Source organism: Microbacterium album (genome assembly GCF_014643695.1).
Classification (GTDB): Bacteria; Actinomycetota; Actinomycetes; order Actinomycetales; family Microbacteriaceae; genus Microbacterium; species Microbacterium album.
Genome location: NZ_BMJY01000007.1, coordinates 59,756 through 80,030 on the forward strand (window position 1 = coordinate 59,756; position 20,275 = coordinate 80,030).

Sequence of the window (20,275 nt, forward strand, 5' to 3'; positions counted from 1 at the left end):
GGCACGCCGGATCGTGGGCCGGGCTACCCGTCGCGACGCTCCCAGCGGGGAGTGAACGCGGGACAGCCTGAAGGTGGTCGGGCGTTGAACGGGATGTTTCGGGCCGCGGACGTGGTCCCGCCGTCCGCGCGGCGCGAGGTGTCGCCCCGCGCCTGCCTGGGCCGCCCCCGGGGTGCGCGGTCACCGGTCTGTTAGGATGGGTCAGTCCCGCGCCACGGTCGCGGAACGCAGCATCCCCGGGAAACGGGGGTTCTCCCGAGACTTCGCCCGGTTTCCGGCGTCCGTCTCCTGCGCCGGTCGGCGCGTTTCGGGGCCTTAGCTCAGTTGGTAGAGCGCCTGCTTTGCAAGCAGGATGTCAGGAGTTCGATTCTCCTAGGCTCCACATCCTGTGATCCGGATTCGAGCATGCTGACCCTGTGGATCGCGGAACAGCAGGGGCATCGGCACAGCGCGAGTATGAACGTCGGAGAGCGCGCGACGAGGCGGCGGTTGAAGCCGAACGCGAGCGCATTCGCGCGAAATTCGGCGGGGGCCGCATCGGAAGGGTCGTCGCGGCGGTTGCCGTGGATGACGCCGCACGGCAGAGCACGCAGGCCTGGTCGGCCGGCGCCGTCGGGGAGACCGTGGTGGGGGCCCAGCTCGACGGGCTCGCCGACCTCGGCGTGATCGCCCTGCACGACAGGCGGATCCCGGGCTCGCGTGCGAACATCGACCACCTGGCCGTGACGACGGCGGGCGTGTGGGTCATCGACGCGAAGCGATACCGCGGCAAGCGACCCGAAGCCTACACGGAGGGCGGATTCCTGGGGTTCGGCGGCACGACGCGCTTGAAGGTCGGAGGGCGCAAGAAGGACGCGCTGATCGACGGCGTCGCGCGTCAGGTGGACGTCGTTCAGGAGGCGGTCGGCGAGGCAGTGCCGGTGCGGGGCGTGCTGTGCTTCGTGGAAGGTGACTGGCCTCTCATCGCCGGGGACCTGACGATCCGCGGCATCCGCGTGGTCTGGCCCAAGCGGCTGCGCAAAGAGTTCGTCACCGCGGGCGACGGCAGCCTGGATCCGGAGGACCTGGCCCGGGCGCTCGCCGTCGCCTTTCCGCCGGCTTAGGTGGCGGCGCCGGCGAGATCGAGCCGGTCGGTCGCGCCGGCCGGGGTCGCTTACCGCCGTTTCCGGATGGCGCCGACCAGCCCGTTGAGCCCGATCAGGATGGGCACAGCTCCGCCGACCGCGACGAAGGCGCGTATCCACGGGAAGGTCGTCTCGTTGACGGGGATCGGGACGATGTGCCGGGCGATCGCGAACTGCGACCACGACGCGAGGTCGGCGGTGGCCGCGGCGTAGATCACGGGGGCGCCGATGAGAACGAAGATGAGGGACGCGACAACGCCGCCGCCGCGGCTCTCCTCGTTCTGCTGCTGCTCGTCGCTCATGATCGCACCCGTCGAGCCGATTCACCGTCGGTGCCCATATCTCCACATTACGATCTCGCGAGCCGCGGAGGCCTCACAGTGGGCCAAGCACCTCCCGGGGATCCCTCGCCAGACGCAACTGCTGCAGCACGCCCATGAGCTGACGTTCCTCGTAGCGGAAGTGGGACTCCATGATGGCCGCGATGCCCTCCAGGTGGCGGTCGAGCTCGGCAGGACTCCCGCCACGGTCGATGACCGCCTGCAAGCCCTGCACGAGATGCGCGATCATCGAATGGTCCTGCATCAGGTACCGCAGCGTGTCCCCCAGCTCCGGATGCCGTGCGGCGATCTCGGGGAAGAGCTGCCGGTCCTCGCCGACGTGGTGTCCGGTGAGCGCCGCGCAGAACCCATGGCAGTACAGCAGCAGATCACGTGTGGCGGGCTCCGTCGGGCTCCCGCGCGAGATCGCTTCCCGCGTCACGCGCAGCGCTTCTCGCAGCCGGTCGTGGACACGGCGCATCTCGGTGCTCCAGGCGACCAGCCTGGCCTTCTCGCCCTCAGTCACGGGAGGGCGAAGGCGCGAACGATGTCATCGTCACTCCTTCGGTCCGGCGCCTCCATGCCTGGCACGGCCTGCCACCAGCACGCGACGCTGGGGCGATCGTAGCAGCGCGCTCTCGTCCTCGCCGCGACCGGAATCCGCCCCTGTCCGTGGCAGCTCGGCGGGTTTAGGCTGACCGCATGCAGGCGGGCTACCACTTCTGGAACTTCTCCGTGCCGGGCGCGCCCGACACGATTCCCTCCGTCCTGATCAACGCGGCGCGCGTCGCGGAGCAGGGCGGGTTCAGCCAGTTCACCGTGATGGACCACTGGTTCCAGATGGAGCGCGTGGCCCCCGCGTCCGAGCCCATGCTCGAGGCGTACACGACGCTCGGGTTCCTCGCCGCGGCGACCGAGCGGATGCGCATCGGACCCCTGGTGACGGGCGTGACCTACCGCTACCCGGGCTTGCTCGCCAAGACGGTCACGACGCTCGACGTGCTCAGCTCCGGGCGCGCCATGCTGGGCATCGGCGCCGCGTGGTACGAGCGCGAGCACCACGCGCTCGGTGTTCCGTATCCGGCGATCTCCGAGCGGTTCGAGCGCCTCGAGGAGGCGCTCCAGATCGCGCTGCAGATGTGGAGCGACGACGACGGGCCGTACGAGGGAAGACACTATGCGCTTGCCGAGACGCTCAACAGCCCGCAGCCCATCCAGCGACCGCACCCGCCGATCATGATCGGGGGCAAGGGTGAGCGCAAGACGCTCCGCATCGCGGCCCAGTACGCCCAGATCGTGAACCTCACGTCGTCCGAGCCCGACGAGGTCGCCCATCTGCTCGACGTGCTCCGTGGGCACTGCGACCGGCTCGGCACCGACTACGACGCGATCGAGAAGACCGTGATCGCGTCCGGGGCGGATCCGTTCGCCCCGGAGTTCCTCGGCCGGATGGAGCGCCTGGCGCGACTGGGCATCACGCAGGTCGTCCTCGGCAACCGCCCGGAGGACCCGGCCGGAGCGGTCGAGCGGCTCGCCGAGGAGGTCCTGCCGAGACTCGCCAAGCTCTAGCTCGGACCGACGCCCCCCGCCCAAATCCGCAGGCACCGGACCATCACGCGGAACGGCAGGCTCTGCGCCTGCGTCTGATCGACCGTGCCCGCCACGTGGACGCCCAGCTCCGGGCAGGTGAACAGCCAGGTGCCGGTGGAGCCGGAGTGTCCGACGAGCGTAAGCGGTTCGCGCCCCGGCGCGGCGAGACGATTCACCGAGAACGTCATGGTGCCGAGCCCGTAGCGGAGCACCGGGATGTTGCGCAGCCGGTTGCGGCGTTCCGTGAGCAGGTGCCGCGTGGCGGGGTCGCGGAAGGGAGTGCCGGCCACGAGCGCGCGCTCGAAGGCGAGGAGATCACGGGTGGTGCTGAACAGGTCGTTGCTGGAGGCGATGACCCCGTCCACAGCGACGGGCCGTCGCCCGGCATGAAGCGGCAGGGCCGGCGCGGCTCCGGCCGGTGGCTCGCTCGCGGGATGCCACGTGCGGGTCAGCCCGAGGGGGGAGGCGATACGGTCCGCGATCAGCGTCGGGAACGGAGTCGAGGTGGCCTCCTCGAGGATGCGGATCAGGAGCTGGAAGCCGGTGTCCGAATAGCGCGCGAGTTGCGAGCGGGCGGCGAGGTCCTGCGGATCGAAGTGGGGGCGCTGCTGCGTGCGAGTGATCTCGACGACGTCCTCGAAGCTCCACGACGTGTCCTGCCCGGCCCGAAGGCGTCGGTACAGGCTCGTCCCGCCGCGGCGTCGCTCGAAGAAGTCGGGCAGGCCCGAGGTGTGGCTGGCGAGGTGGCGGATCGTGATCTGGGGCGTGCGGTCCACACCCCCTCTGACGTGCAGCCCCGTCGTGACGGACGCCGGAAGGCAGGCTGACACGGACGCGTCAAGGTCGAGCTCTCCTCGCTCGTGCGCCTGCAGGACGAGGGCGGCGATGAAGCGCTTCGTGATGGAGGCGATGAAGAAGGGGGCCTCCGGGTCGACGGCCGGCCCGGTGCCCCGCTCCGGGCCGGCAGCTCCCGCCCAGTGCGCGCCTCCGTCCGCGGAGGCCACGGCCAGGTTCACGTGGTGCAGCCGCCGGCGGGACGCGAGCCCCTCGACGAGGTTCCGCAGCTGCGCGTGCACGCGCTCGGGGACGGCGTCGGTGCTTTTCGCTACGCGGACGGATGTGCTCATGCGGCCTCCTATATGTCTCATAGATATGTCTACTAGATATCTTAGGATCCGCGCTCGCTAGGCTTCCGGCGTGGGACACGTCATCCTGGGCCTGCTGCTGCTCGCGCCGCAGAGCCTCTACGACCTCGTGAAGAGCTTCGAGGCGGGCGTCGCGCTGGTGTACAGCGCCAGCACCGGCAGCATCAAGCGCGCTCTCGACTCCCTCCTGGAGAAGGAATGGATCGAGGTCGCGAGCGTCGAGCCCGGCGGCCGCGGAAGGAAGGTGTACCGCGCTACTGCTGCCGGCGCTCGCGAGTTCCGCACCTGGATGACCGGTGAGCTCGCAGGGACCCACTTGGAGACGGCCGCGCTTCCCCGGCTCTTCTTCCTGGGGTTGCTGGAGCCGCCCGAGCGCGCCCCGGTGCTCCGGCGCATCCAGCGGCGCGCGGCCGCTGACCTCGAGGCTCTCACGGCGGTGGAGCGGAACCTGGATGCGGTGGATGTTCCTCCTGAGTTCCGCGATGTCGCGACCTACCAGAGGGCGACGCTCGACTACGGGATCGCCTCGGGGCGCCACGCGCTTGCCTGGATCTCCGAGCTCGCCGACCGTGTCGAGCGGGAGACGCGCCCCGCCTGATCCGCCCGACCGTGCGGAAATGCCGCGCGAGCGGGGATGAGATCTCCAGCGGCGTCGGGGAGGATGGACGCATGGTTCGCGAGCGTGGTCGGCGGATGATCGAGACCGTGCGCAGGGCGATCCACGCGGACGCCTCGCAGCGCACCGCCACCCAGGCGCTGCCCGTCATCGACGACGCGACCGCGGTCCGGGTGATCGACCTGGCGATGCGCGTCGCCGAGGTCATGCTCTCGGTCGGCGCGTCCGCGAAGGAGGTCGTCCTCGCCGCGCTGCGGATCACCCGTGCGTACGGGATCGTCAGCGTGCACGTCGACGTGACGTTCAACTCGGTGACGGTGTCGGACCACCGGCACGGCGACGAGTGGCCCATCACACTGATGCGCGTCGTGCGCTCCGCCGTGCCCGACCACTCGAAGCTGCAGCGGCTGCAGGCGCTCGTGCGCGACATCGAGTCGGGCCTGGACCTCGAGGAGGCGCGTGCGCGGTTCCACCATGTCCGGCGCACGCCGTTCCGCTACCGGCCCCTGGTCGTGGTCCTTTCCCAGGCGCTGCTGGCGGTGGGCGTGGGGGTCATGTTCGGCGCGTCGTGGGCGATTCTGGCCGTGACGTTCTTCGCGGCGCTCGGCGTGGCGCTGACGCAGGCCGGCCTGGCCCGGTTGCAGGTTCCCCTGTTCTTCAGCCAGATCGCCGGCGCGTTCGTGCTGACGGCCGTCACGGTGCTGACGGCGATGCTCGCGCGCGCGGGGATCGAGCCGTTCGTCGACGTGCGCGCGTCGATCGTCGTGTCGTCCGGCATCGTCCTGATGCTCGCGGGTCTGGCCGTCGTCGGCGCCGCGCAGGACGCCATCGACGGCTTCTCGCTCACGGCCGGAGGGCGCATCCTCGAGCTGACGCTGCAGACGCTCGGCGTGGTGCTCGGCATCCTGGTCGGGCTCGAGCTCGCGCGCGCGCTCGGTGTCGGCATGCAGCCGCCCAGCGAGCCCCTCCCCCTCGGGCCCGTGGCGGCCCAGTTCGCGGGTGCCGTGCTGGTGGCCGTCGCCGTGGCCGTCTTCAACGGGGCCGGGTTGCGCATCATCGTCGTGAGCGCCCTGCTCGGGATCATCGCGTGGGCGGGGTTCGCGGGGACGAGCGCGACCGGCCTCGATCAGGCCCCGGCGAGCTTCGCGGGCGCGCTGGTCGCGAGCGTGGTCGGCGCGATCATCGCGCAGCGGCTGCACGTTCCCTCCGTCGCCGTCACGACCGCCGCGATCCTCCCGCTCGTGCCGGGGGCCGCGGTCTTCCGCGGGCTCCTCGGGCTGGTCGAGGCGGGGGGCGAGACCGAGCACATCCTGTTCGCGACGTCCTCCCTCATCACGGCCGGCATGGTCGGGATCGCGCTCGCGGCAGGAGCGACGCTGGGCCTGTTCATCGGCTCCCCGCTCGGGCGCACGATCGGCGGTCTCCGCTCGATCCGCGCCGCCGTCGGCCGGCCGACGGCGGGCGGCGCGAACGTCATCGTCCGCGCCGAGCGGCGGGACTGAGTTCGATCCCGTCGCTCCCGTCTGACGGCGGATCGAGGTGGCGGCAGGAGGTCGCATGCGGCAGGCTACCGGTGTGCGTGCAGCCATCCCGCGGCGCCGGTCGCGGAGGCACCTGCGACTGGTGCCTCCGCCGCGGTCCGAGCGGCCGAGGCGTGGGGCAGGATGGTCCGGTCTGCTTCTCCTCGCGATCGCGGCGGCGGCCATCCCGTTCCTGATGAGTCGCGCCGACGGGCTGATCGACTTCCCCTCGCCGCTGCAGGACGTGTTCACCGCGTCCGCGCTCGAGCCGGACGTCGCCGCCATCGCTGACAGCATGTTCCTCACGGAGGAGGGACGCGAGATCTTCACGGCGGCGCAGCCGGAGCTCCTCGACGCGGACGGGATCGCGGAGGTGTGCGGGCCGCACGCCGGGGGGTGCTTCCTCTCCACCGGCAACGCGCGACACCTGGACCGCATCTATATCCTCTGGCCGGACGACCCGCGCTACCGCCACGCGGTCATCACGACCGCCGCGCACGAGCTTCTGCACGCCGCCTACGAGCGGCTCGAGCCGCCCGTGCGCGAACGGGTCGACGAGATCCTCGCCGAGGAGGTCGTGAGGATCCCTCCCGGGGACGAGCTGCACGGTCGCATCGAGACCTCGGTGGGCGACAAGGAGGGCAACCGGCCGACCGAGCTGTTCGCGTATCTCGGTTCCGAGATCATGCCCGAGGGCGGCTTCCCTCCGGAGCTGGAGGCCGTATACGCCCGGTACTTCACGGACCGAGCCGCGCTCGTCGGGCTCCGGGGAGGCTAGCGACGGGCTCGGTCCTGCCGCGTCACGTGCGGCCGACGAGGTCGGCGAGCGCGCCGACGGCCTCCTCCCCCACCAGCGCGCCCTCGAGGAGGGGCAGGTCCACCCGCGGGACGTCCGGCAGCCGCTCACGGAGATCGGCCAGGAGGGCCTCCTCGCGAGCGCGGCGCCCGGCGAGCAGACGGCCCGCGTCCGCCGGCGATCGACGGTTCGCCACCGCGGCCACCACGGCGATCCCGAGCTCGCGCAGTCGATCGAGGATCTCCAGCGTCTCTGCCACGGGCAGCGGCTCGGGGACGAAGACCACCACGAACCCCGCGGTCTCCGGGTTCGCGAGCACGTCGCGCAGGCGCGCGAAGCGCTCCCGGCGGATCAGGAGCACGCGGCGCAGCTCGGCGTCACGCGCGCGCTCGTCGCGTCCGCCCAGCCGGCGCATCGCGGCGGCGAACCCCTCCGATCGCTCGCGGTTGGCCAGCAGCGACTCGGTCCAGGACGCCAGGCCCCCCGGCAGGCTCAGCAGGCGCAGCGTGTGCCCGGACGGCGCGGTGTCGAACACGACGAGGTCATAGCGGTCCAGCCCGTGCTCGAGCGTCTCGGCCACTCGCTCGAGCACCGCCGACTCGTGTGTGCCCGGGGCGTCGCGCGCGAGCTCGAGGTGCCGACGTGCGGCGGCGTGCAGACGCTCGGGCAGCAGGCGCCGCATCGCGTCGCCGACGGCCTCGAGGTGCCGCATGACGGTGCGCGCCGGGTCGATCTCGAGCCCGTCGACGATTCCGCCGGCCGCCGTCGTCGCGAGCCGCGACGGATCGTCGCCGAGGGCCTGCTGCCACAGGTGGCCGAGACTGTGCGCCGGATCGGTCGACACGACGAGCACGCGCGCCCCCTCGCGAGCCCGGGCCAGGGCGATCGCCGACCCGAGGGACGTCTTGCCCACCCCGCCCTTGCCGCCGACGAACAGCACCCTGCGAGCGTCGAGCGCGTCTAGCAGCACGAGACGTGCTCCAGCGGCGACCGGTCCATTCCCATCCGGCGGTGCCAGTCGTGGAAACCCTCGTAGAGCGCGGGCATCAGCTCCACGGTGTAATAGGCGGCCGGATCCGGCACGCCGAGCGCCTCGGCCAACACGACGAGCGTGAAGTGGTCGTCCTCTTCCCGCCGGGCCCGCGCGAAGGTGCGCCGGTAGGGCCCCGCGTAGAACTCGTCGAGCCCCGCGACGAACGCGGCCCAGCGGGAGGGGACCCTCACGCGTCCGCGCTCACTCTCGCCTCGCCGTGCGCACGTTCGCGGTCGCGACGTGATCGAGCAGGTCGGCGTCGTCCGGTTCCTGCGGTTCGTTGCGGGCCTTGACCATCGCCGTGACGCCCTCGATGGCGACCCATACGGACGCGAGGATGATCACCACGTCGAGCACCAGCAGCAGCCAGTTGCCGGTCGAGACGAACGTCCCCACCTGCACGAGCGCGGCGCTGAACGACATGACGAACACGAACGCGAGGGGGATCAGAGACACCCACACGTTGCGGCGCTTGCGGATCAGGATGACCGACACGATGATCAGCGTCAGTGACGCCAGCAACTGGTTCGTCGTGCCGAACAGCGGCCAGATCGTGAGGCCGCCCGACCCGTCCAGGCCCTGGCTGAAGGTCAGGCTGACGGCGACGACGAGCACGATCACGGTCGCGACGAGCTTGTTCAGCTTGATGCCCGCCGACTCGAACGCCTCCTGCACCACGAAGCGCTGCAGACGCACGCCCGTGTCCATGGTCGTCGCGGCGAAGAGCACCGCCATGGTCGCCAGGATCGTCGCGCTGAGGGACGCGGGGATCCCGAGACCGGCGTTGATGATGTTGCCGCCGCCGGCGACGAACGCCGCCACGCCGCCCTGGTTGAACGCGTGGTAGATCTCCTCCCACTGTGCCAGCGTCTGGAAGCCGGCGGTCGCCGCGATGATGGATCCCAGGGCGAGCATGCCCTCACCGACGGCGCCGAAGTAGCCGACGAAGCGGGCATCCGGCTCCTTGTCGAGCTGCTTCGACGACGTGCCGGACGCGACCATGCCGTGGAAGCCCGAGATCGCGCCGCAGGCGATCGTCACGAACAGCAGCGGCACCAGGCTCGGCGTGCCCTCCGGGAGGGCCGTGTTGATCGCGGGCGCCACGAGCGTGGGACCGGCGATCAGCACGCCGAGGAACAGCACCCCCAGTCCGATGAACAGCTGCACGCCGTTGATGTAGTCGCGCGGCTGCAGCAGCACCCACACCGGCAGCAGCGACGCGATGCCCGCGTACAGGAACAGCGCCACGATCCAGAACGTCGCGGGGGACACGCCGAGGATGGTCTCGGGCAGCACGATCGGCACGGCGTCGCCCAGCAGGATGAGCGCGTACAGCGCCGCGACACCGAGCACCGTCACGACGACGAGGTTCCAGCGCAGCCGGTAGACGGCGACGCCGACCAGCAGGGCCACCGGGATCGCGCCCCAGGCGGGGATCACGGCCGACGGCGTGTTGATCAGCAGGTCCTTGATGACCACCGCGAAGGCCGTGTTGACCATGAGCAGCAGGAGGAAGATCACCACCAGGAACAGCGCCGAGCCGCGCCGACCGATGTAGCGCGCGGCGAGGGAGCCCATCGAGCGGCCCTTGTTGCGCTGCGACGCCCACAGCGCGCCCAGGTCGTGCATGCCCGCGAAGAACACCGTGCCCAGCGTCACCCACAGGAAGGCGGGCAGCCATCCCCAGATGACGGCGACCGCCGGCCCGACGATGGGGGCCGCGCCCGCGACCGAGGTGAAGTGGTGCCCCCACAGCACGTACTTGTTGGTCGGGACGTAGTCGACGCCGTCGCTCAACTCGTGCGCGGGAGTGCGGAAGGACGCGTTCAACTGGAACACGCGCCTGCCGAGGAAACGGGAGTAGAGCAGGTAACCGGCCGCGAACATGGCCAGGCCGATCACCAGCAGGATGAGAGCGTTCACAGGGAGTCCTTCCGTCGTCGTTGTCGGAGGTGCTGCGCGCTCAGGATACGCCCAGGATGGGCGATCGCGCCCGGCACTCGCCCGCACCGCCGCGGGCGCGTCACGCGGGGGTGGCTAGGCTGACCGCATGGACATGCGAGTGGCGGCCTACTGCGTCATCGTCGACGACGAGGAGCGCGTGCTGCTCTCCCGCTGGATCGAGGGACGCACCCCCGCGTGGTCGATGCCCGGCGGCGGGCTCGAGCCGGGCGAGGATCCCGCGGACGCCGCGCGCCGCGAGGTGTGGGAGGAGACCGGATACGAGGTGCGCCTGGACGGGCTCCTCGGCATCGACTCGCACGTCGTCCCCGCCCGCAGGCGCATCAGCCGCGACACGGCCGTGCCCATGCACGCCCTGCGCATCGTGTATCGAGCGACCGTGACCGGCGGGACGCTCACGCACGAGGTCGACGGATCGAGCGATATGGCGGAGTGGATCCCGCTGACGAAGGTGCGCGGGATCGAGCGGGTGAGCCTCGTCGACATCGCACTCGGCATGGCCGGACTGCAGACCTGAGCGCGCCCCCATCGACGCACCCTCTCGACGCATCGGAGTCAACGTGAACAACCGCCTGCTGCTCGTCAACGGACCCAACCTCAACCTCCTCGGCACGCGGGAGCCTGAGATCTACGGCACGGAGACGCTCGACGACGTGTTCGCCATGGCCACGGCGGTCGCCCGCGAGGTCGGCTTCGAGCTGCGCGCGTTCCAGAGCAACCACGAGGGCGCCCTGATCGACGTCATCCACGAGGCGCGCGGCGACTGCGACGGGATCGTCATCAACCCCGGCGGGCTCACGCACACCTCCGTGGCGCTGCGCGACGCGCTCACGGGGGTCGCGCTGCCGTTCGCGGAGGTGCACCTGTCGAACGTGCACGCGCGCGAACCGTTCCGGCACCACTCGTACCTCTCCGATGTCGCCAGCTGCGTCATCGTCGGCGCGGGCGTGCAGGGCTACGAGTTCGCGATCCGCCGCCTCGCCGCGCTGCTGCGCTGACAGGCGCGGCGGCACCGGGCCGCGCGCGTCAGCCCCTCCCCCGCGAGGAGGGCGCACCGAGGCCGCGCGAGATCGCCCGGGCGGTCATCGACAGCGGCGGAAGCACCGATTCGGGCGTGCAGCTCCCCTTCCGGATGGTGACGCCGACCGCTGCGACGATGCGGTCGCGCGGTCCGCGCACCGGCACCGCGATGGCGACCGCGCCCGCGGTGATCGACTCCTCGACGACGGAGTAGCCGGAGCGGCGCACCTCGGCGAGGATACGTCGCAGCTCCGACGGCTCCACGATCGTCTTCGGCGTGAAGCGTTCGAGCGGCCCGCGCAGGATCGCGTCCTGGAACTCGGTCGGGGAGTGGGCGAGCAGCACCTGTCCCGTCCCTGTGGCGTGCAGCGGCCACCGGCCGCCGAGCCGCGTGAGGACGGGCGCGCCCCGACGCGAGCGTAGCGACTCGACATACACGACGTCGTTGCCGTCGCGCACCGACAGCGTCACGTCGGCGGCGACCGCCGCGTGCAGGTCGCCCAGGAACGGCAGGGCCACGTTACGCAGGCGCAGCCCCTGCGGCTCGAGTGCGCCGAGCTCCAGCACGCGCATGCCGATCGCGTAGCGCCCGTCCTCGCTGCGCTCGAGCGCGCCCCACTGGCGCAGCTCGCCGACGAGGCGATGGGTGGTGGACAGGCTCAGGCCCGACCTGCGGGAGATCTCGCTGAGGGTCAGGACGAGGTGATCCTGGTCGAACACCTCGAGGATGGCGAGCACGCGCTGGGCCGCGGTGAGCCGCGTCTCGGGGGCGGAGTCGGGGGCAGCCGCCGGCCGGGCAGGCGAACGGGGGATCGGATCGGTGATGGTCATCGTCGACCAGACCTCCTTGTCGATCGGCTCTGTCGTCCGGGCGCCCGGGTCGTGCGGATGGCGGTGGCTCGTTGGGCTTCCACACGGCACCCGCTTCCCCCGCGGCGATGAGCACCATCAGCGCTGTGCGACACAGTAGACCGCTGACGGCGACGGTCGCAACGGACGCCGCTGCGGATGGTCCACGGGTGCGCCTTCCATCCTGCGGAAGCGCGCGCCCGGCGACTCTGCCAGCGGTTAGCCTCGGACCACGGCGGGGCGCGGGAGCGCGCCGGCACAGTGTTGTGGAGGAATGCGATGGCGATCGACGAGGCTCAGATCCAGGCCCTGCGGGGATCTCTGGAGGCCGACGACTACCACCTCGAGCTCGATGTGAACGACGATGCAGCGGTGGCGACGATCACTGCCGGCCCGGACGCATGCGCCGATTGTCTCGTGCCGAAGGACCTCATGAAGCGCATGCTCGCCCCCATGATCGGCGTCGAGCCCGAGCGCATCGAGATGAACTACCCGGTGGACGTCCACGCGGGCTGACCGCCCCGACGCTGGACACCGCGCTGACGTCTGTCACGCGCGGCGCCCGCGCGCGGAACCACGCAGAAGCAAGGAGAGGCGCGATGCCGAATGCCATCCTCGATCCCACCGGCGCTCCCCCGTCGCAGGAGCGACCCGACGCGTCGGCGGGCCTGCGGGCTCCCCGTCGGCCACTGACGGGCGCGCGCGTGGGGCTGCTCGACAACACGAAGCACAACGCCCTGCCCTTCCTCCAGGAGGTCGGCCGCTTGCTGGTCGCGGAGGCGGGGGCGCGGGAGGTGAGCATCGTGCAGACGAAGCAGAGCTTCGCGGTGCCCGTCGGCGACGACGTGGTGTCGCGCTACCGGGAGGCGGCGGATGTCGTGGTGACGGGCGTCGGGGACTGCGGCTCGTGCAGCGCGGCGGCCGTCGCGGACGGCATCAACTTCGAGCGTGCGGGCCTGCCGGCCGCGGTCGTGCTGACCGACGCCTTTGCGACGACGGGACGCACGATGGCGAATCTGCAGGGAGACCCCGACTACGAGTGGATCACCACGGAGCACCCGATGGCCGTCCTCGAGCCCGAGCAGGTGCATGAGCGCGCCCGGCGGCTGCTGCCCGAGATCGTGCGTACCCTCACGGGAGCGGCCGCGTGAGCGCCCCCGACCCGGACATCGCCCAGGAGGCGATCGAGTACACGTACGCGCAGGGCTGGTCGGACGGGCTGCCGCTCGTGCCCGTGAGCGAGCCGCTCCTCGAGCGCTTCCTCGAGCACTCTCCCCTGCCGGCGGACCAGGTCATCGGAGAGCTGCCGCAGACCGGCCGATCGGTGACGGTGCGCACGGCCGCCATCAATGCCGCGATGGCGGGATGCCTGCCCGAGTACTTCCCGGTCGTGCTCGCGGCCTGGGAGGCGCTGATGCGCGAGCGCGCGGCGAAGGGCGGCGGCTGGCAGTCGACGAGCGGGCCCGCACCGCTCATCGTCGTGAACGGCCCCATCCGCCACGAGCTCGGCTTCAACAGCGCCGGCGGCGTGTTCGGGCCGGGCTTCCGCCCCAACGCGACCGTGCCGCGCGCGGTCGGCCTGATCGTCCGGAACGCGTTCGGCGTGCGTCCCCACGAACTCGAGCAGGCGACGCAGGGCCTCCCCGGGCGCTGGGCCATCTGCTTCGGCGAGAACGAGGAGGAGAGTCCCTGGCCGCCGCTCGCGGAGCAGCTGGGCACGCCGGGCAACGCCGTGACCACGACACTGCTGCGCACGAGCGAGTACGTCGACAATCGCCACACCGCGAGTGCCGAACAGCTGCTCGGCGACTTCGCCGACACGATCGGCCGATCCGGCGCGTGGATCTTCCAGCACGCCATGGCGGGCCTCGTGCTCTGCCCCGAGCACGCGCAACTGCTTGCGAACGCCGGATACGGACGCGCCGAGATCGCGGCGTGGCTCGCGGAGCACGCGGGCCGCACGACGGCTCAGCTCGCCGCCGCAGGCAAGGACCACGCCGACGGCGGCGTGCGCTTCCCCGGCGGAAACGGCGACCCCGACGCGTTTCAACGCACGCTGCCGCAGGGCGCGGCGTCCTCGATGCTCATCGCGGTGGCGGGTGCCCGCAACGCCGGGATCTCGATGGTGGTGCGCTACTTCGCCGATTGGTCGGCGACATCGGTGCCGATCGCCGCGGGGAAACGCGCCGCGGTCGCCTGACCCGACAGGACCGCCTCATGACAGAACGGATGGACACATGACCGAGATGGTGCGCGCCGCGGTGCAGACCGGCCCCCGGCAGATCGAGATGCGGGAGTTCCCGCGGCCGAAGATCGGAGCCGACGACGGCTTGCTGCGCGTCGAGGCGAACGGGATCTGCGGCAGCGATGTCGAGATCTACCGGGGGCACCTGGGGTCCAATCCCAACCCGTTCATCCCCGGTCACGAGCCCATGGGCATCATCGAGGAGGTCGGCGAGCGCGCGGCCGAGCGCTGGGGCGTGCAGGTCGGCGATCGCGTCGCGCTCGAGGTGATCGTGCCGTGCCGCTCGTGCGAGGACTGTCTCATGGGCCGGTACCAGGCGTGCCGATTCCGCAAGTACGGGCACGGCGTGACCGGGATCGAGGTCGATCCGAGCCTGTGGGGCGGCTTCGCCGAGTACCTGTACCTCTCCCCCAACACCGTGATGCACAAGATCTCCCGCGACCTGCCCGTCGAGGTCGCCGCCATGTACAACCCGCTGGGCGCCGGCGTGCGCTGGGCCGTGGACCTCGGCGAGGTGGGCCTGGGCGACACGCTCGTCGTGCTCGGCGCGGGCCAGCGCGGGATCTCCGCCGTGATCGCGGCGAAGGCGGCGGGTGCGTCGAACGTGATCGTGACCGGGCTCGAGACCGATGCGCACAAGCTCGCCGTCGCGCGGGAGTTCGGTGCGGATCACACGATCGTCGTCGACGGGGAGGACGGCCGCGACGTGGTGGAGGCCGTGCAGGAGATCACGGACGGACGCATGGCCGACGTCGCGCTCGACCTCACGCCCATGGCGGCCGGTCCCGTCACCGACGCGCTCAAGTCGGTGCGCCACGGCGGCCGCGTCGTGCTCGCGGGCCTGAAGGGACACCGCGAGATCCCGCTCGTGACCGACCTGATCATCAACCGCGCGCTGACCGTCAAGGGCGCGTTCGGCGTGGACGCCGCCGCCAACAAGAAGGCGATCGAGCTGCTCGAGTCCGGCCGGTTCCCGTTCGAGAAGCTGCACACGCATACCTTCGGTCTCGAGGAAGTGGGCCTGGCGATCGAGACCCTCGCGGGCGAGACCGACGATCGCTCGGCGCTGCACGTGTCCGTCCACCCGTCTGCCTGACATCGCCGCCTGAGACCCGCCCGCCGCCCGGCCCGCCGAACGAGGAGAGACCGTGATCGTCGACGCCCATGCCCACTTCCTGCCCAAGGACTACCCCGAGGACGCCCCCGAGTGCTTCCCGCACATGGACCCCATCGAGGGGTCCGACGGCCTGCTGCTGGTGTTCGGCCAGACGCGCTTCCCCGCCAAGCGCGTGTTCTTCGAGGCCGAGAGGCGCATCGAGGCGCAGGATGCCTCGGGTGTGGGCGCCGAGGTGGTCAGTCCGATGCCGCCGCTGCTGAAGTACGACCTGCCTCCCGCCGACGGACTGTCGCTCGCTCAGCACGTCAACGACTTCGCGGCGACGATGAGCTCGTACGACCCCGACCGGCTGATCGGGCTCGGGATGGTGCCCATGCAGGATCCGGACGCCGCCGCGACCGAGCTGCAGGCGATTGCCGACCGGGGGCTGGCGGGGGTCGAGATCGCCTCGAACATCCTCGGGAAGTCGATCGGCGACCCCGCGTTCCTGCCGTTCTTCCAGGAGGCCGAGCGCCTGGGGCTGGCGATCTTCGTGCACGCCATGCCGTCGCCGACCGACCGGCTGCCGACGAGTGCCATGGGGACGTATGTGGTCGGCATCGAGGGGATGTACTCGGCGGCCTCCCTGATCCTGGGAGGCACGGCCGCGGCGTGCCCGGACCTGAGGGTCTCGTTCAGCCACGCCGCCGGCGGATTCGCCATGGCCCTGCCGCGCGCGAACTACTTCTGGAGCGGCTCCTGGAACGAGGAGCCGCCCAACCCCGAGCGCGCCGTGATGCCCGACGACGGCCCGTCTCCCCTCGAGTACGCCCGCCGTTTCTACTACGACTCGATGGTGTTCGACCGGCGTACCATCCGCTATCTCGTCGACCTGCTGGGCGCCGACCGTCTCCTCGTGGGCTCGGACTTCCCCGCGATGCTCCGCGAAGAGCCCATCGCGCGCACGCTCCGCTCGCTCGAGCTGCCCGACGACCAATGGCAGGACATCGCCTCCCGCAACGCATACCGGTGGCTCGGGCGCGAGGTCGCCGCGTCGTCCGCCTGACCCGGCCTACGTGCGGATCGCGTCGATGGGGTCGCTGATGTCGGCGATGGTGGCGCCGTAGGCGGTGATGAGGGCGTCGGCGTCGACGAGCAGCGTGTAGCCGTGGGCGCCGGCGCCCATCGACACGCGCCGGCCCACGATGCGCTCGTCCGCGTAGACGGGCCACTCGCGCGTACTGCCGATCGGCACGATCGTGCCGCGTTCATAGCCGGTCGCGGCGAGGGCCAGCTCCGGATCGGGCAGGCGGAGCTTGTTGACGCCGATGAGCTGGCGCAGCTTCGGCCACGAGATCGACCGGTCGCCGGGGATCAGCGCGAACAGGTACGCGTCGTCGCCGCGGCCCTTGACCACGAGGGTCTTGACGATGTCCGCGGGCGTGATGCCGCGCAGCGCGGCGGCCTCCTCCAGCGACGACGCCCGCGGGGAGACCCGGATGTCGATCTCCAGCCCGCGGGCCGCGGCCGCCTCCCGGACACGACGAAGGGCGGCATCATCCGATGCCGCCGCTTCGAGGTGTTCCGTCACGCGTCGGGCGAGGCGAGCGGGTCGTCCGCGACCCACAGCTCGTCGTCGGCCCGCAGCGTCTGCCAGGCCGCGTAGAGCACGGCTCCGGCCGCAGCGATGCCCAGGACGATCGCGATGATGGGGCCGGCGCTGCGCTTCTTCTTCGTCTCGATCACGGGAAGTCCTGCACGGTTGCGGGCGAGCTTGATGCGCGTCTCGTTCGCGACATCCCACGCCGACATGGCCTTGCCGACGACGCCGCCGACGGCGGGCACGACGGAGCCGTCGACGAACTTCTTGGACGCCTTGACGCTCTTGTCCACGTAGGGCGACACGCGGTCGACCACGGGCTCGACGTAGTGGTGGTACTTGTCCTCGACCTTCGGGAAGATCTGCTCGCGGTTGAGGTGGCCGAGCTGGCGGCTCGCCTCGCGAGCGACCGAGCCCGCCTGGCCGACCAGCACCTGCTGCGACTCCCACAGCTTGGTGGCGGAGTTCTGGAGCTTGCGGAGCTCCTTCTTGCGCTTTCTGCTGAGGCTCACGTGGCCCTCCCTGTCGTGGGGATGCGGTATCCACCCTCATACTGCCAGAACAGCGAGCGCGAGGCAGAGGGTTGCCGTCCTCTGAAACAATGTGTAAATGCCTCAGCACACCGCAGTCGCGACCCTGCACACCAACCACGGCGACATCGTCGTCAACCTCTTCGGCGACCACGCGCCCAAGACCGTCAAGAACTTCATCGGCCTCGCCGACGGCACCGGCTCCTGGACCGACCCCGCCACCGGCGCCCCGGGCGAGGGCCCCCTCTACAAGGACGTCATCTTCCACCGCATCATCCCGGGCTTCATGATCCAGGGCGGCGACCCGCTGGGACAGGGCGTCGGCGGCCCGGGCTACACGTTCGACGACGAGATCAGCCCCGAGCTCGACTTCAACGCCCCGTACAAGCTCGCCATGGCCAACGCCGGCAAGCGGCCGAACGCCCTCACGGGCAAGCTCAGCGGCACGAACGGCTCGCAGTTCTTCATCACGACGGATCCGACGCCGTGGCTGATGGGGAAGCACACGATCTTCGGCGAGGTCGCCGACGAGGCCTCGAAGGCCGTCGTCGACGCGATCGCGCAGGTGCCGACGGGGGCGCAGGACCGCCCGGTCGAGCCCGTCGTGCTGCACTCCGTCGACATCGTCTCGGCGTAAGCCCGTCCCGCGTGCTGCCGTGACCGTCGCCGAGCCGTCCCGCAACCCCGAGAACTACTGCTACCGGCATCCGGACCGCCAGAGCTTCGCGCTCTGCCAGCGCTGCACGCGCACCATCTGCCCGGAGTGCCAGACGCCGGCGGCCGTCGGCGTGATCTGCCCCGAGTGCATCCGTGAACAGCGCAAGTCGCGCACACCGGCGCAGCGGCGGGCGCTGCGCCGGTGGGGCCGCAGCGGCGCGCTCGTCGCGTCGGACCGGCCTGTCGTGACGAACTGGATCGTCGCGATCACGGGGGCCGCGTTCCTCCTCAACCTGTTGCTCACGCCGCTGGGGTTCGGACTCCAGCCGTGGCTGGCGTTCTACGCGCCTCGCCTGTACCCCCAGTTCGGGAGCTTCGAGCCCTGGCGGCTCGTGTCGGTCACGCTCGTGCACAGCGGTTTCCTGCACGTCGCGCTCAATCTGCTGTCGGTCTGGATCATCGGGCGCCTGCTCGAGCCCACGATCGGCCGATGGCGCTTCCTCGCGCTCTACCTGATCTCGGCGGTCGGCGGCTCGGTCGCGGTCGCCCTGCTGTCGTTCAACACTCCCGTCGTGGGGGCGTCGGGCGCCCTGTTCGGCATGCTCGGTGCCCTCGTCGTGATCGGGCGGCAGCTGGGAGGGAACGTGACGGGGGTGCTGATCATCCTCGGCATCAACCTGGCGGTCGGCTTCGTCTTCGGCGGCATCTCGTGGGAGGCGCACGTCGGCGGCCTGATCGCGGGGCTCCTCGTCGGGCTGATCTTCGCGCGCACCCGCCGTGCCGATCAGTTCCGGGCTCAGGCCTGGCTGCTGGCGGGGCTGACGGCTGTGCTGCTGGCCCTGCTGGCGGTGCCTCCGGCGATCCTCTTCTGAGGGTTATCCACAGGCTTATCCCCGGCTGGGGATGAATGACACGCGTGTAATTCGCGGCCCGGAGGCTAGCGCCAGCGGGTGGTCATCAGGAAGCCGATGAAGGCGATGCCGAAACCGATGAGGAGGTTCCAGGCCGCGATCCCGGGGATCGGGTACTGCGAACCCGAGAGGTAGAACACCAGGATCCAGACCAGACCGAGCAGCATGAAGCCGATCATCACGGGCTTGAACCACACCGGGTTCGGTGCCGGGTGATCATGCGTGGGCTCGAACGCCTCGTCCTCGCCGCCGACGGGGCCCCGCTTCTGTGCTCCTGCCATGAAAGACATCCTATCCGGCTCGCTAAGCTCGAAACGTGACGGGCAGGGCACAGGCGCGGCGGGCGGCGCGCGCGCGGGGGAGGACCTCCGTCGTCGGCGTCCTCGGCGAGATCCTGCTGACGCTCGGCGCGGTCGTGCTGCTGTACGTCGCATGGCAGCTGTGGATCGGCGATGTGATCTACGGCGCGCAGCACGCGGCACGCGCGGAGGAGCGCTCGCGCGAGTGGGCCGAGATCGCCGCGCAGGCCCCCGCACCCGAGCCCACGCTCGATCCCGAGACGGGCGACACCTGGTACGAGCCCGAGATCCTGCCGAAGGCGGCCGACCGCGAGCGCTTCGCGATCCTGCGGGTCCCGCGCTGGGGCGAGGACTACGCCGTGGACATCGCGGGCGGCGTGACGCGCGCGGGCACGCTGGACACGATCGGGATCGGCCACTACCTCGACACCGAGATGCCGGGAGAGGTCGGGAACTTCGGGCTGGCGGCGCACCGCACGACGTTCGGCAAGCCGTTCACCGATATCCAGAACCTGCGCATCGGCGATGCGATCGTCGTCGAGACCGAGGTCGGCTGGTACACGTACCGCTTCCGCACGCTCGAGTACGTGCAGCCCTCCGAGTACGACGTGCTCGCGGATGTGCCGCAGGCGCCGGAGGTTCTTCCCGCGGGGGAGCGGTACATCACGCTGACCAGCTGTTCGCCGCGATTCTCGCTCGCCGAGCGGATCGTCGCCTACGGCGTGTTCGACTCGTTCCTGCCGCGCTCCACCGGGGAGCTCCCGGCCGCGCTGACCGAGGAGGTCGACTGATGTACGCAGCCCTGTGGCGCCTGCTCCCCGGCCCCTGGTGGGTGCGGGTGTTCATCCTGCTGATCCTGCTCGCCGGCGTGCTCTACGGACTCTTCTTCCACCTCTACCCGTGGATCGCGATGACCTTCGTCCCGGACGAGGTCACGGTCCAGTAGCCCGCCCGGGCCGACC

Annotated in this window: 26 protein-coding genes and 1 tRNA gene; 17 read left to right on the top strand and 10 right to left on the bottom strand. The window is 70.9% G+C overall.

Annotated elements, in window-relative coordinates; translation table 11 throughout:
• The first annotated feature begins 309 nt into the window (after positions 1 to 309).
• Both IEX37_RS09575 and IEX37_RS09580 read left to right on the top strand, forming a co-directional pair.
• A tRNA-Ala gene (locus tag IEX37_RS09575) sits at positions 310 to 382 on the top strand.
• A gap of 181 nt (positions 383 to 563) precedes the next feature.
• Positions 564 to 1,103 carry a nuclease-related domain-containing protein gene (locus IEX37_RS09580; RefSeq protein WP_188756043.1) on the top strand — a complete coding sequence of 180 codons (540 nt, stop codon included), beginning with the start codon at positions 564 to 566 and terminating at the stop codon, positions 1,101 to 1,103.
• Positions 1,104 to 1,153: 50 nt separating this feature from the next.
• Here IEX37_RS09580 and IEX37_RS09585 read toward each other — a convergent pair whose 3' ends face one another.
• Both IEX37_RS09585 and IEX37_RS09590 read right to left on the bottom strand, forming a co-directional pair.
• Entirely contained in the window at positions 1,154 to 1,426 is a 273-nt protein-coding gene (locus tag IEX37_RS09585; RefSeq protein ID WP_188756044.1) for a hypothetical protein, read from the bottom strand.
• A gap of 73 nt (positions 1,427 to 1,499) precedes the next feature.
• Positions 1,500 to 1,970 (bottom strand): hemerythrin domain-containing protein, encoded by a 471-nt coding sequence (locus IEX37_RS09590; RefSeq protein WP_188756045.1) that lies wholly within the window; start codon positions 1,968 to 1,970, stop codon positions 1,500 to 1,502.
• Positions 1,971 to 2,146: 176 nt separating this feature from the next.
• Here IEX37_RS09590 and IEX37_RS09595 point away from each other — a divergent pair, with 176 nt between their 5' ends.
• A complete protein-coding gene (locus tag IEX37_RS09595) occupies positions 2,147 to 3,013 on the top strand; it encodes an LLM class F420-dependent oxidoreductase (RefSeq protein ID WP_188756046.1) in 867 nt (288 codons plus the stop codon).
• On the opposite strand, the gene IEX37_RS09600 is transcribed toward IEX37_RS09595, so the two are convergent.
• On the bottom strand, positions 3,010 to 4,161 hold the full coding sequence (locus tag IEX37_RS09600) for a serine hydrolase domain-containing protein (protein WP_188756047.1): 1,152 nt from the start codon (positions 4,159 to 4,161) through the stop codon (positions 3,010 to 3,012). The two genes, IEX37_RS09595 and IEX37_RS09600, sit on opposite strands and share 4 nt — an antisense overlap.
• Before the next feature lie 70 nt (positions 4,162 to 4,231).
• Here IEX37_RS09600 and IEX37_RS09605 point away from each other — a divergent pair, with 70 nt between their 5' ends.
• The 3 genes from IEX37_RS09605 to IEX37_RS09615 all read left to right on the top strand — a co-directional run bounded on the left by IEX37_RS09605 (position 4,232) and on the right by IEX37_RS09615 (position 7,093).
• Positions 4,232 to 4,777, top strand: a complete 546-nt coding sequence (locus IEX37_RS09605; RefSeq protein WP_188756048.1) for a PadR family transcriptional regulator — start codon at positions 4,232 to 4,234, stop codon at positions 4,775 to 4,777.
• Positions 4,778 to 4,848: 71 nt separating this feature from the next.
• Positions 4,849 to 6,297 carry a threonine/serine exporter family protein gene (locus tag IEX37_RS09610; protein ID WP_188756049.1) on the top strand — a complete coding sequence of 483 codons (1,449 nt, stop codon included), beginning with the start codon at positions 4,849 to 4,851 and terminating at the stop codon, positions 6,295 to 6,297.
• Positions 6,298 to 6,511: 214 nt separating this feature from the next.
• Positions 6,512 to 7,093 carry a hypothetical protein gene (locus tag IEX37_RS09615; protein ID WP_188756050.1) on the top strand — a complete coding sequence of 194 codons (582 nt, stop codon included), beginning with the start codon at positions 6,512 to 6,514 and terminating at the stop codon, positions 7,091 to 7,093.
• Positions 7,094 to 7,115: 22 nt separating this feature from the next.
• Here the strand turns inward: IEX37_RS09615 and IEX37_RS09620 are convergent, their stop codons facing one another.
• From IEX37_RS09620 to IEX37_RS09630, 3 genes are read right to left on the bottom strand one after another with little or no spacing between them, the layout of a single operon-like run.
• A complete protein-coding gene (locus IEX37_RS09620) occupies positions 7,116 to 8,081 on the bottom strand; it encodes an ArsA family ATPase (RefSeq protein WP_188756051.1) in 966 nt (321 codons plus the stop codon).
• Entirely contained in the window at positions 8,072 to 8,335 is a 264-nt protein-coding gene (locus IEX37_RS09625; protein WP_188756052.1) for a cory-CC-star protein, read from the bottom strand. The genes IEX37_RS09620 and IEX37_RS09625 overlap by 10 nt, the downstream gene beginning before the upstream one ends.
• Before the next feature lie 10 nt (positions 8,336 to 8,345).
• Positions 8,346 to 10,067 carry a carbon starvation CstA family protein gene (locus IEX37_RS09630; protein WP_188756053.1) on the bottom strand — a complete coding sequence of 574 codons (1,722 nt, stop codon included), beginning with the start codon at positions 10,065 to 10,067 and terminating at the stop codon, positions 8,346 to 8,348.
• Between the two features lie 127 nt (positions 10,068 to 10,194).
• Here IEX37_RS09630 and IEX37_RS09635 point away from each other — a divergent pair, with 127 nt between their 5' ends.
• Positions 10,195 to 10,623: an NUDIX hydrolase gene (locus IEX37_RS09635; protein ID WP_188756054.1), complete on the top strand. Its 429-nt coding sequence runs from the start codon at positions 10,195 to 10,197 to the stop codon at positions 10,621 to 10,623.
• 43 nt (positions 10,624 to 10,666) lie between these two features.
• Positions 10,667 to 11,104 carry a type II 3-dehydroquinate dehydratase gene (gene aroQ, locus IEX37_RS09640; protein WP_188756055.1) on the top strand — a complete coding sequence of 146 codons (438 nt, stop codon included), beginning with the start codon at positions 10,667 to 10,669 and terminating at the stop codon, positions 11,102 to 11,104.
• Positions 11,105 to 11,132: 28 nt separating this feature from the next.
• Here aroQ and IEX37_RS09645 read toward each other — a convergent pair whose 3' ends face one another.
• A complete protein-coding gene (locus IEX37_RS09645) occupies positions 11,133 to 11,957 on the bottom strand; it encodes an IclR family transcriptional regulator (protein WP_188756056.1) in 825 nt (274 codons plus the stop codon).
• 297 nt (positions 11,958 to 12,254) lie between these two features.
• Between IEX37_RS09645 and IEX37_RS09650 the strand changes: the two genes are divergently transcribed.
• The 5 genes from IEX37_RS09650 to IEX37_RS09670 all read left to right on the top strand — a co-directional run bounded on the left by IEX37_RS09650 (position 12,255) and on the right by IEX37_RS09670 (position 16,382).
• Entirely contained in the window at positions 12,255 to 12,491 is a 237-nt protein-coding gene (locus IEX37_RS09650) for a hypothetical protein (protein ID WP_188756057.1), read from the top strand.
• An 83-nt stretch (positions 12,492 to 12,574) separates the two neighbouring features.
• Complete coding sequence (locus IEX37_RS09655; protein ID WP_188756058.1) at positions 12,575 to 13,126, top strand: UGSC family (seleno)protein; 552 nt, start codon at positions 12,575 to 12,577, stop codon at positions 13,124 to 13,126.
• Complete coding sequence (locus tag IEX37_RS09660) at positions 13,123 to 14,175, top strand: hypothetical protein (protein ID WP_188756059.1); 1,053 nt, start codon at positions 13,123 to 13,125, stop codon at positions 14,173 to 14,175. Before IEX37_RS09655 ends, IEX37_RS09660 begins: the two co-directional genes overlap by 4 nt.
• Positions 14,176 to 14,212: 37 nt before the next feature.
• Positions 14,213 to 15,316, top strand: a complete 1,104-nt coding sequence (locus tag IEX37_RS09665; protein WP_188756060.1) for a zinc-dependent alcohol dehydrogenase — start codon at positions 14,213 to 14,215, stop codon at positions 15,314 to 15,316.
• A gap of 52 nt (positions 15,317 to 15,368) precedes the next feature.
• The gene (locus IEX37_RS09670) at positions 15,369 to 16,382 is read left to right on the top strand and encodes an amidohydrolase family protein (RefSeq protein WP_188756061.1); all 1,014 of its coding nucleotides are present in this window, start codon (positions 15,369 to 15,371) and stop codon (positions 16,380 to 16,382) included.
• 6 nt (positions 16,383 to 16,388) lie between these two features.
• Here IEX37_RS09670 and IEX37_RS09675 read toward each other — a convergent pair whose 3' ends face one another.
• Together IEX37_RS09675 and IEX37_RS09680 are read right to left on the bottom strand one after the other, a co-directional pair.
• Positions 16,389 to 16,907, bottom strand: coding sequence for an aminoacyl-tRNA deacylase (locus tag IEX37_RS09675; RefSeq protein ID WP_188756062.1), 519 nt, complete (start codon positions 16,905 to 16,907; stop codon positions 16,389 to 16,391).
• Positions 16,904 to 17,428, bottom strand: a complete 525-nt coding sequence (locus tag IEX37_RS09680) for a DNA helicase (protein ID WP_188756063.1) — start codon at positions 17,426 to 17,428, stop codon at positions 16,904 to 16,906. Before IEX37_RS09680 ends, IEX37_RS09675 begins: the two co-directional genes overlap by 4 nt.
• Before the next feature lie 97 nt (positions 17,429 to 17,525).
• Here IEX37_RS09680 and IEX37_RS09685 point away from each other — a divergent pair, with 97 nt between their 5' ends.
• Entirely contained in the window at positions 17,526 to 18,083 is a 558-nt protein-coding gene (locus IEX37_RS09685) for a peptidylprolyl isomerase (protein ID WP_188756064.1), read from the top strand.
• Between the two features lie 19 nt (positions 18,084 to 18,102).
• Positions 18,103 to 18,975: a rhomboid family intramembrane serine protease gene (locus IEX37_RS09690; protein WP_188756065.1), complete on the top strand. Its 873-nt coding sequence runs from the start codon at positions 18,103 to 18,105 to the stop codon at positions 18,973 to 18,975.
• A 65-nt stretch (positions 18,976 to 19,040) separates the two neighbouring features.
• On the opposite strand, the gene IEX37_RS09695 is transcribed toward IEX37_RS09690, so the two are convergent.
• Positions 19,041 to 19,295 (bottom strand): cell division protein CrgA, encoded by a 255-nt coding sequence (locus IEX37_RS09695; protein WP_188756066.1) that lies wholly within the window; start codon positions 19,293 to 19,295, stop codon positions 19,041 to 19,043.
• A gap of 35 nt (positions 19,296 to 19,330) precedes the next feature.
• Here IEX37_RS09695 and IEX37_RS09700 point away from each other — a divergent pair, with 35 nt between their 5' ends.
• Positions 19,331 to 20,104, top strand: coding sequence for a class E sortase (locus tag IEX37_RS09700; RefSeq protein ID WP_188756067.1), 774 nt, complete (start codon positions 19,331 to 19,333; stop codon positions 20,102 to 20,104).
• Positions 20,104 to 20,259 carry a hypothetical protein gene (locus IEX37_RS09705; RefSeq protein WP_188756068.1) on the top strand — a complete coding sequence of 52 codons (156 nt, stop codon included), beginning with the start codon at positions 20,104 to 20,106 and terminating at the stop codon, positions 20,257 to 20,259. The genes IEX37_RS09700 and IEX37_RS09705 overlap by 1 nt, the downstream gene beginning before the upstream one ends.
• Positions 20,260 to 20,275: the final 16 nt, after the last annotated feature.

Coding starts and splice junctions, on each gene's coding strand:
- IEX37_RS09585 (WP_188756044.1), bottom strand. CDS start 1,426: ATGAGCGACGAGCAGCAGCAGAACGAGGAGAGCCGCGGCGGCGGCGTT.
- IEX37_RS09595 (WP_188756046.1), top strand. CDS start 2,147: ATGCAGGCGGGCTACCACTTCTGGAACTTCTCCGTGCCGGGCGCGCCC.
- IEX37_RS09600 (WP_188756047.1), bottom strand. CDS start 4,161: ATGAGCACATCCGTCCGCGTAGCGAAAAGCACCGACGCCGTCCCCGAG.
- IEX37_RS09610 (WP_188756049.1), top strand. CDS start 4,849: ATGGTTCGCGAGCGTGGTCGGCGGATGATCGAGACCGTGCGCAGGGCG.
- IEX37_RS09615 (WP_188756050.1), top strand. CDS start 6,512: ATGAGTCGCGCCGACGGGCTGATCGACTTCCCCTCGCCGCTGCAGGAC.
- IEX37_RS09635 (WP_188756054.1), top strand. CDS start 10,195: ATGGACATGCGAGTGGCGGCCTACTGCGTCATCGTCGACGACGAGGAG.
- IEX37_RS09645 (WP_188756056.1), bottom strand. CDS start 11,957: ATGACCATCACCGATCCGATCCCCCGTTCGCCTGCCCGGCCGGCGGCT.
- IEX37_RS09650 (WP_188756057.1), top strand. CDS start 12,255: ATGGCGATCGACGAGGCTCAGATCCAGGCCCTGCGGGGATCTCTGGAG.
- IEX37_RS09655 (WP_188756058.1), top strand. CDS start 12,575: ATGCCGAATGCCATCCTCGATCCCACCGGCGCTCCCCCGTCGCAGGAG.
- IEX37_RS09665 (WP_188756060.1), top strand. CDS start 14,213: ATGACCGAGATGGTGCGCGCCGCGGTGCAGACCGGCCCCCGGCAGATC.
- IEX37_RS09685 (WP_188756064.1), top strand. CDS start 17,526: ATGCCTCAGCACACCGCAGTCGCGACCCTGCACACCAACCACGGCGAC.
- IEX37_RS09695 (WP_188756066.1), bottom strand. CDS start 19,295: ATGGCAGGAGCACAGAAGCGGGGCCCCGTCGGCGGCGAGGACGAGGCG.
- IEX37_RS09705 (WP_188756068.1), top strand. CDS start 20,104: ATGTACGCAGCCCTGTGGCGCCTGCTCCCCGGCCCCTGGTGGGTGCGG.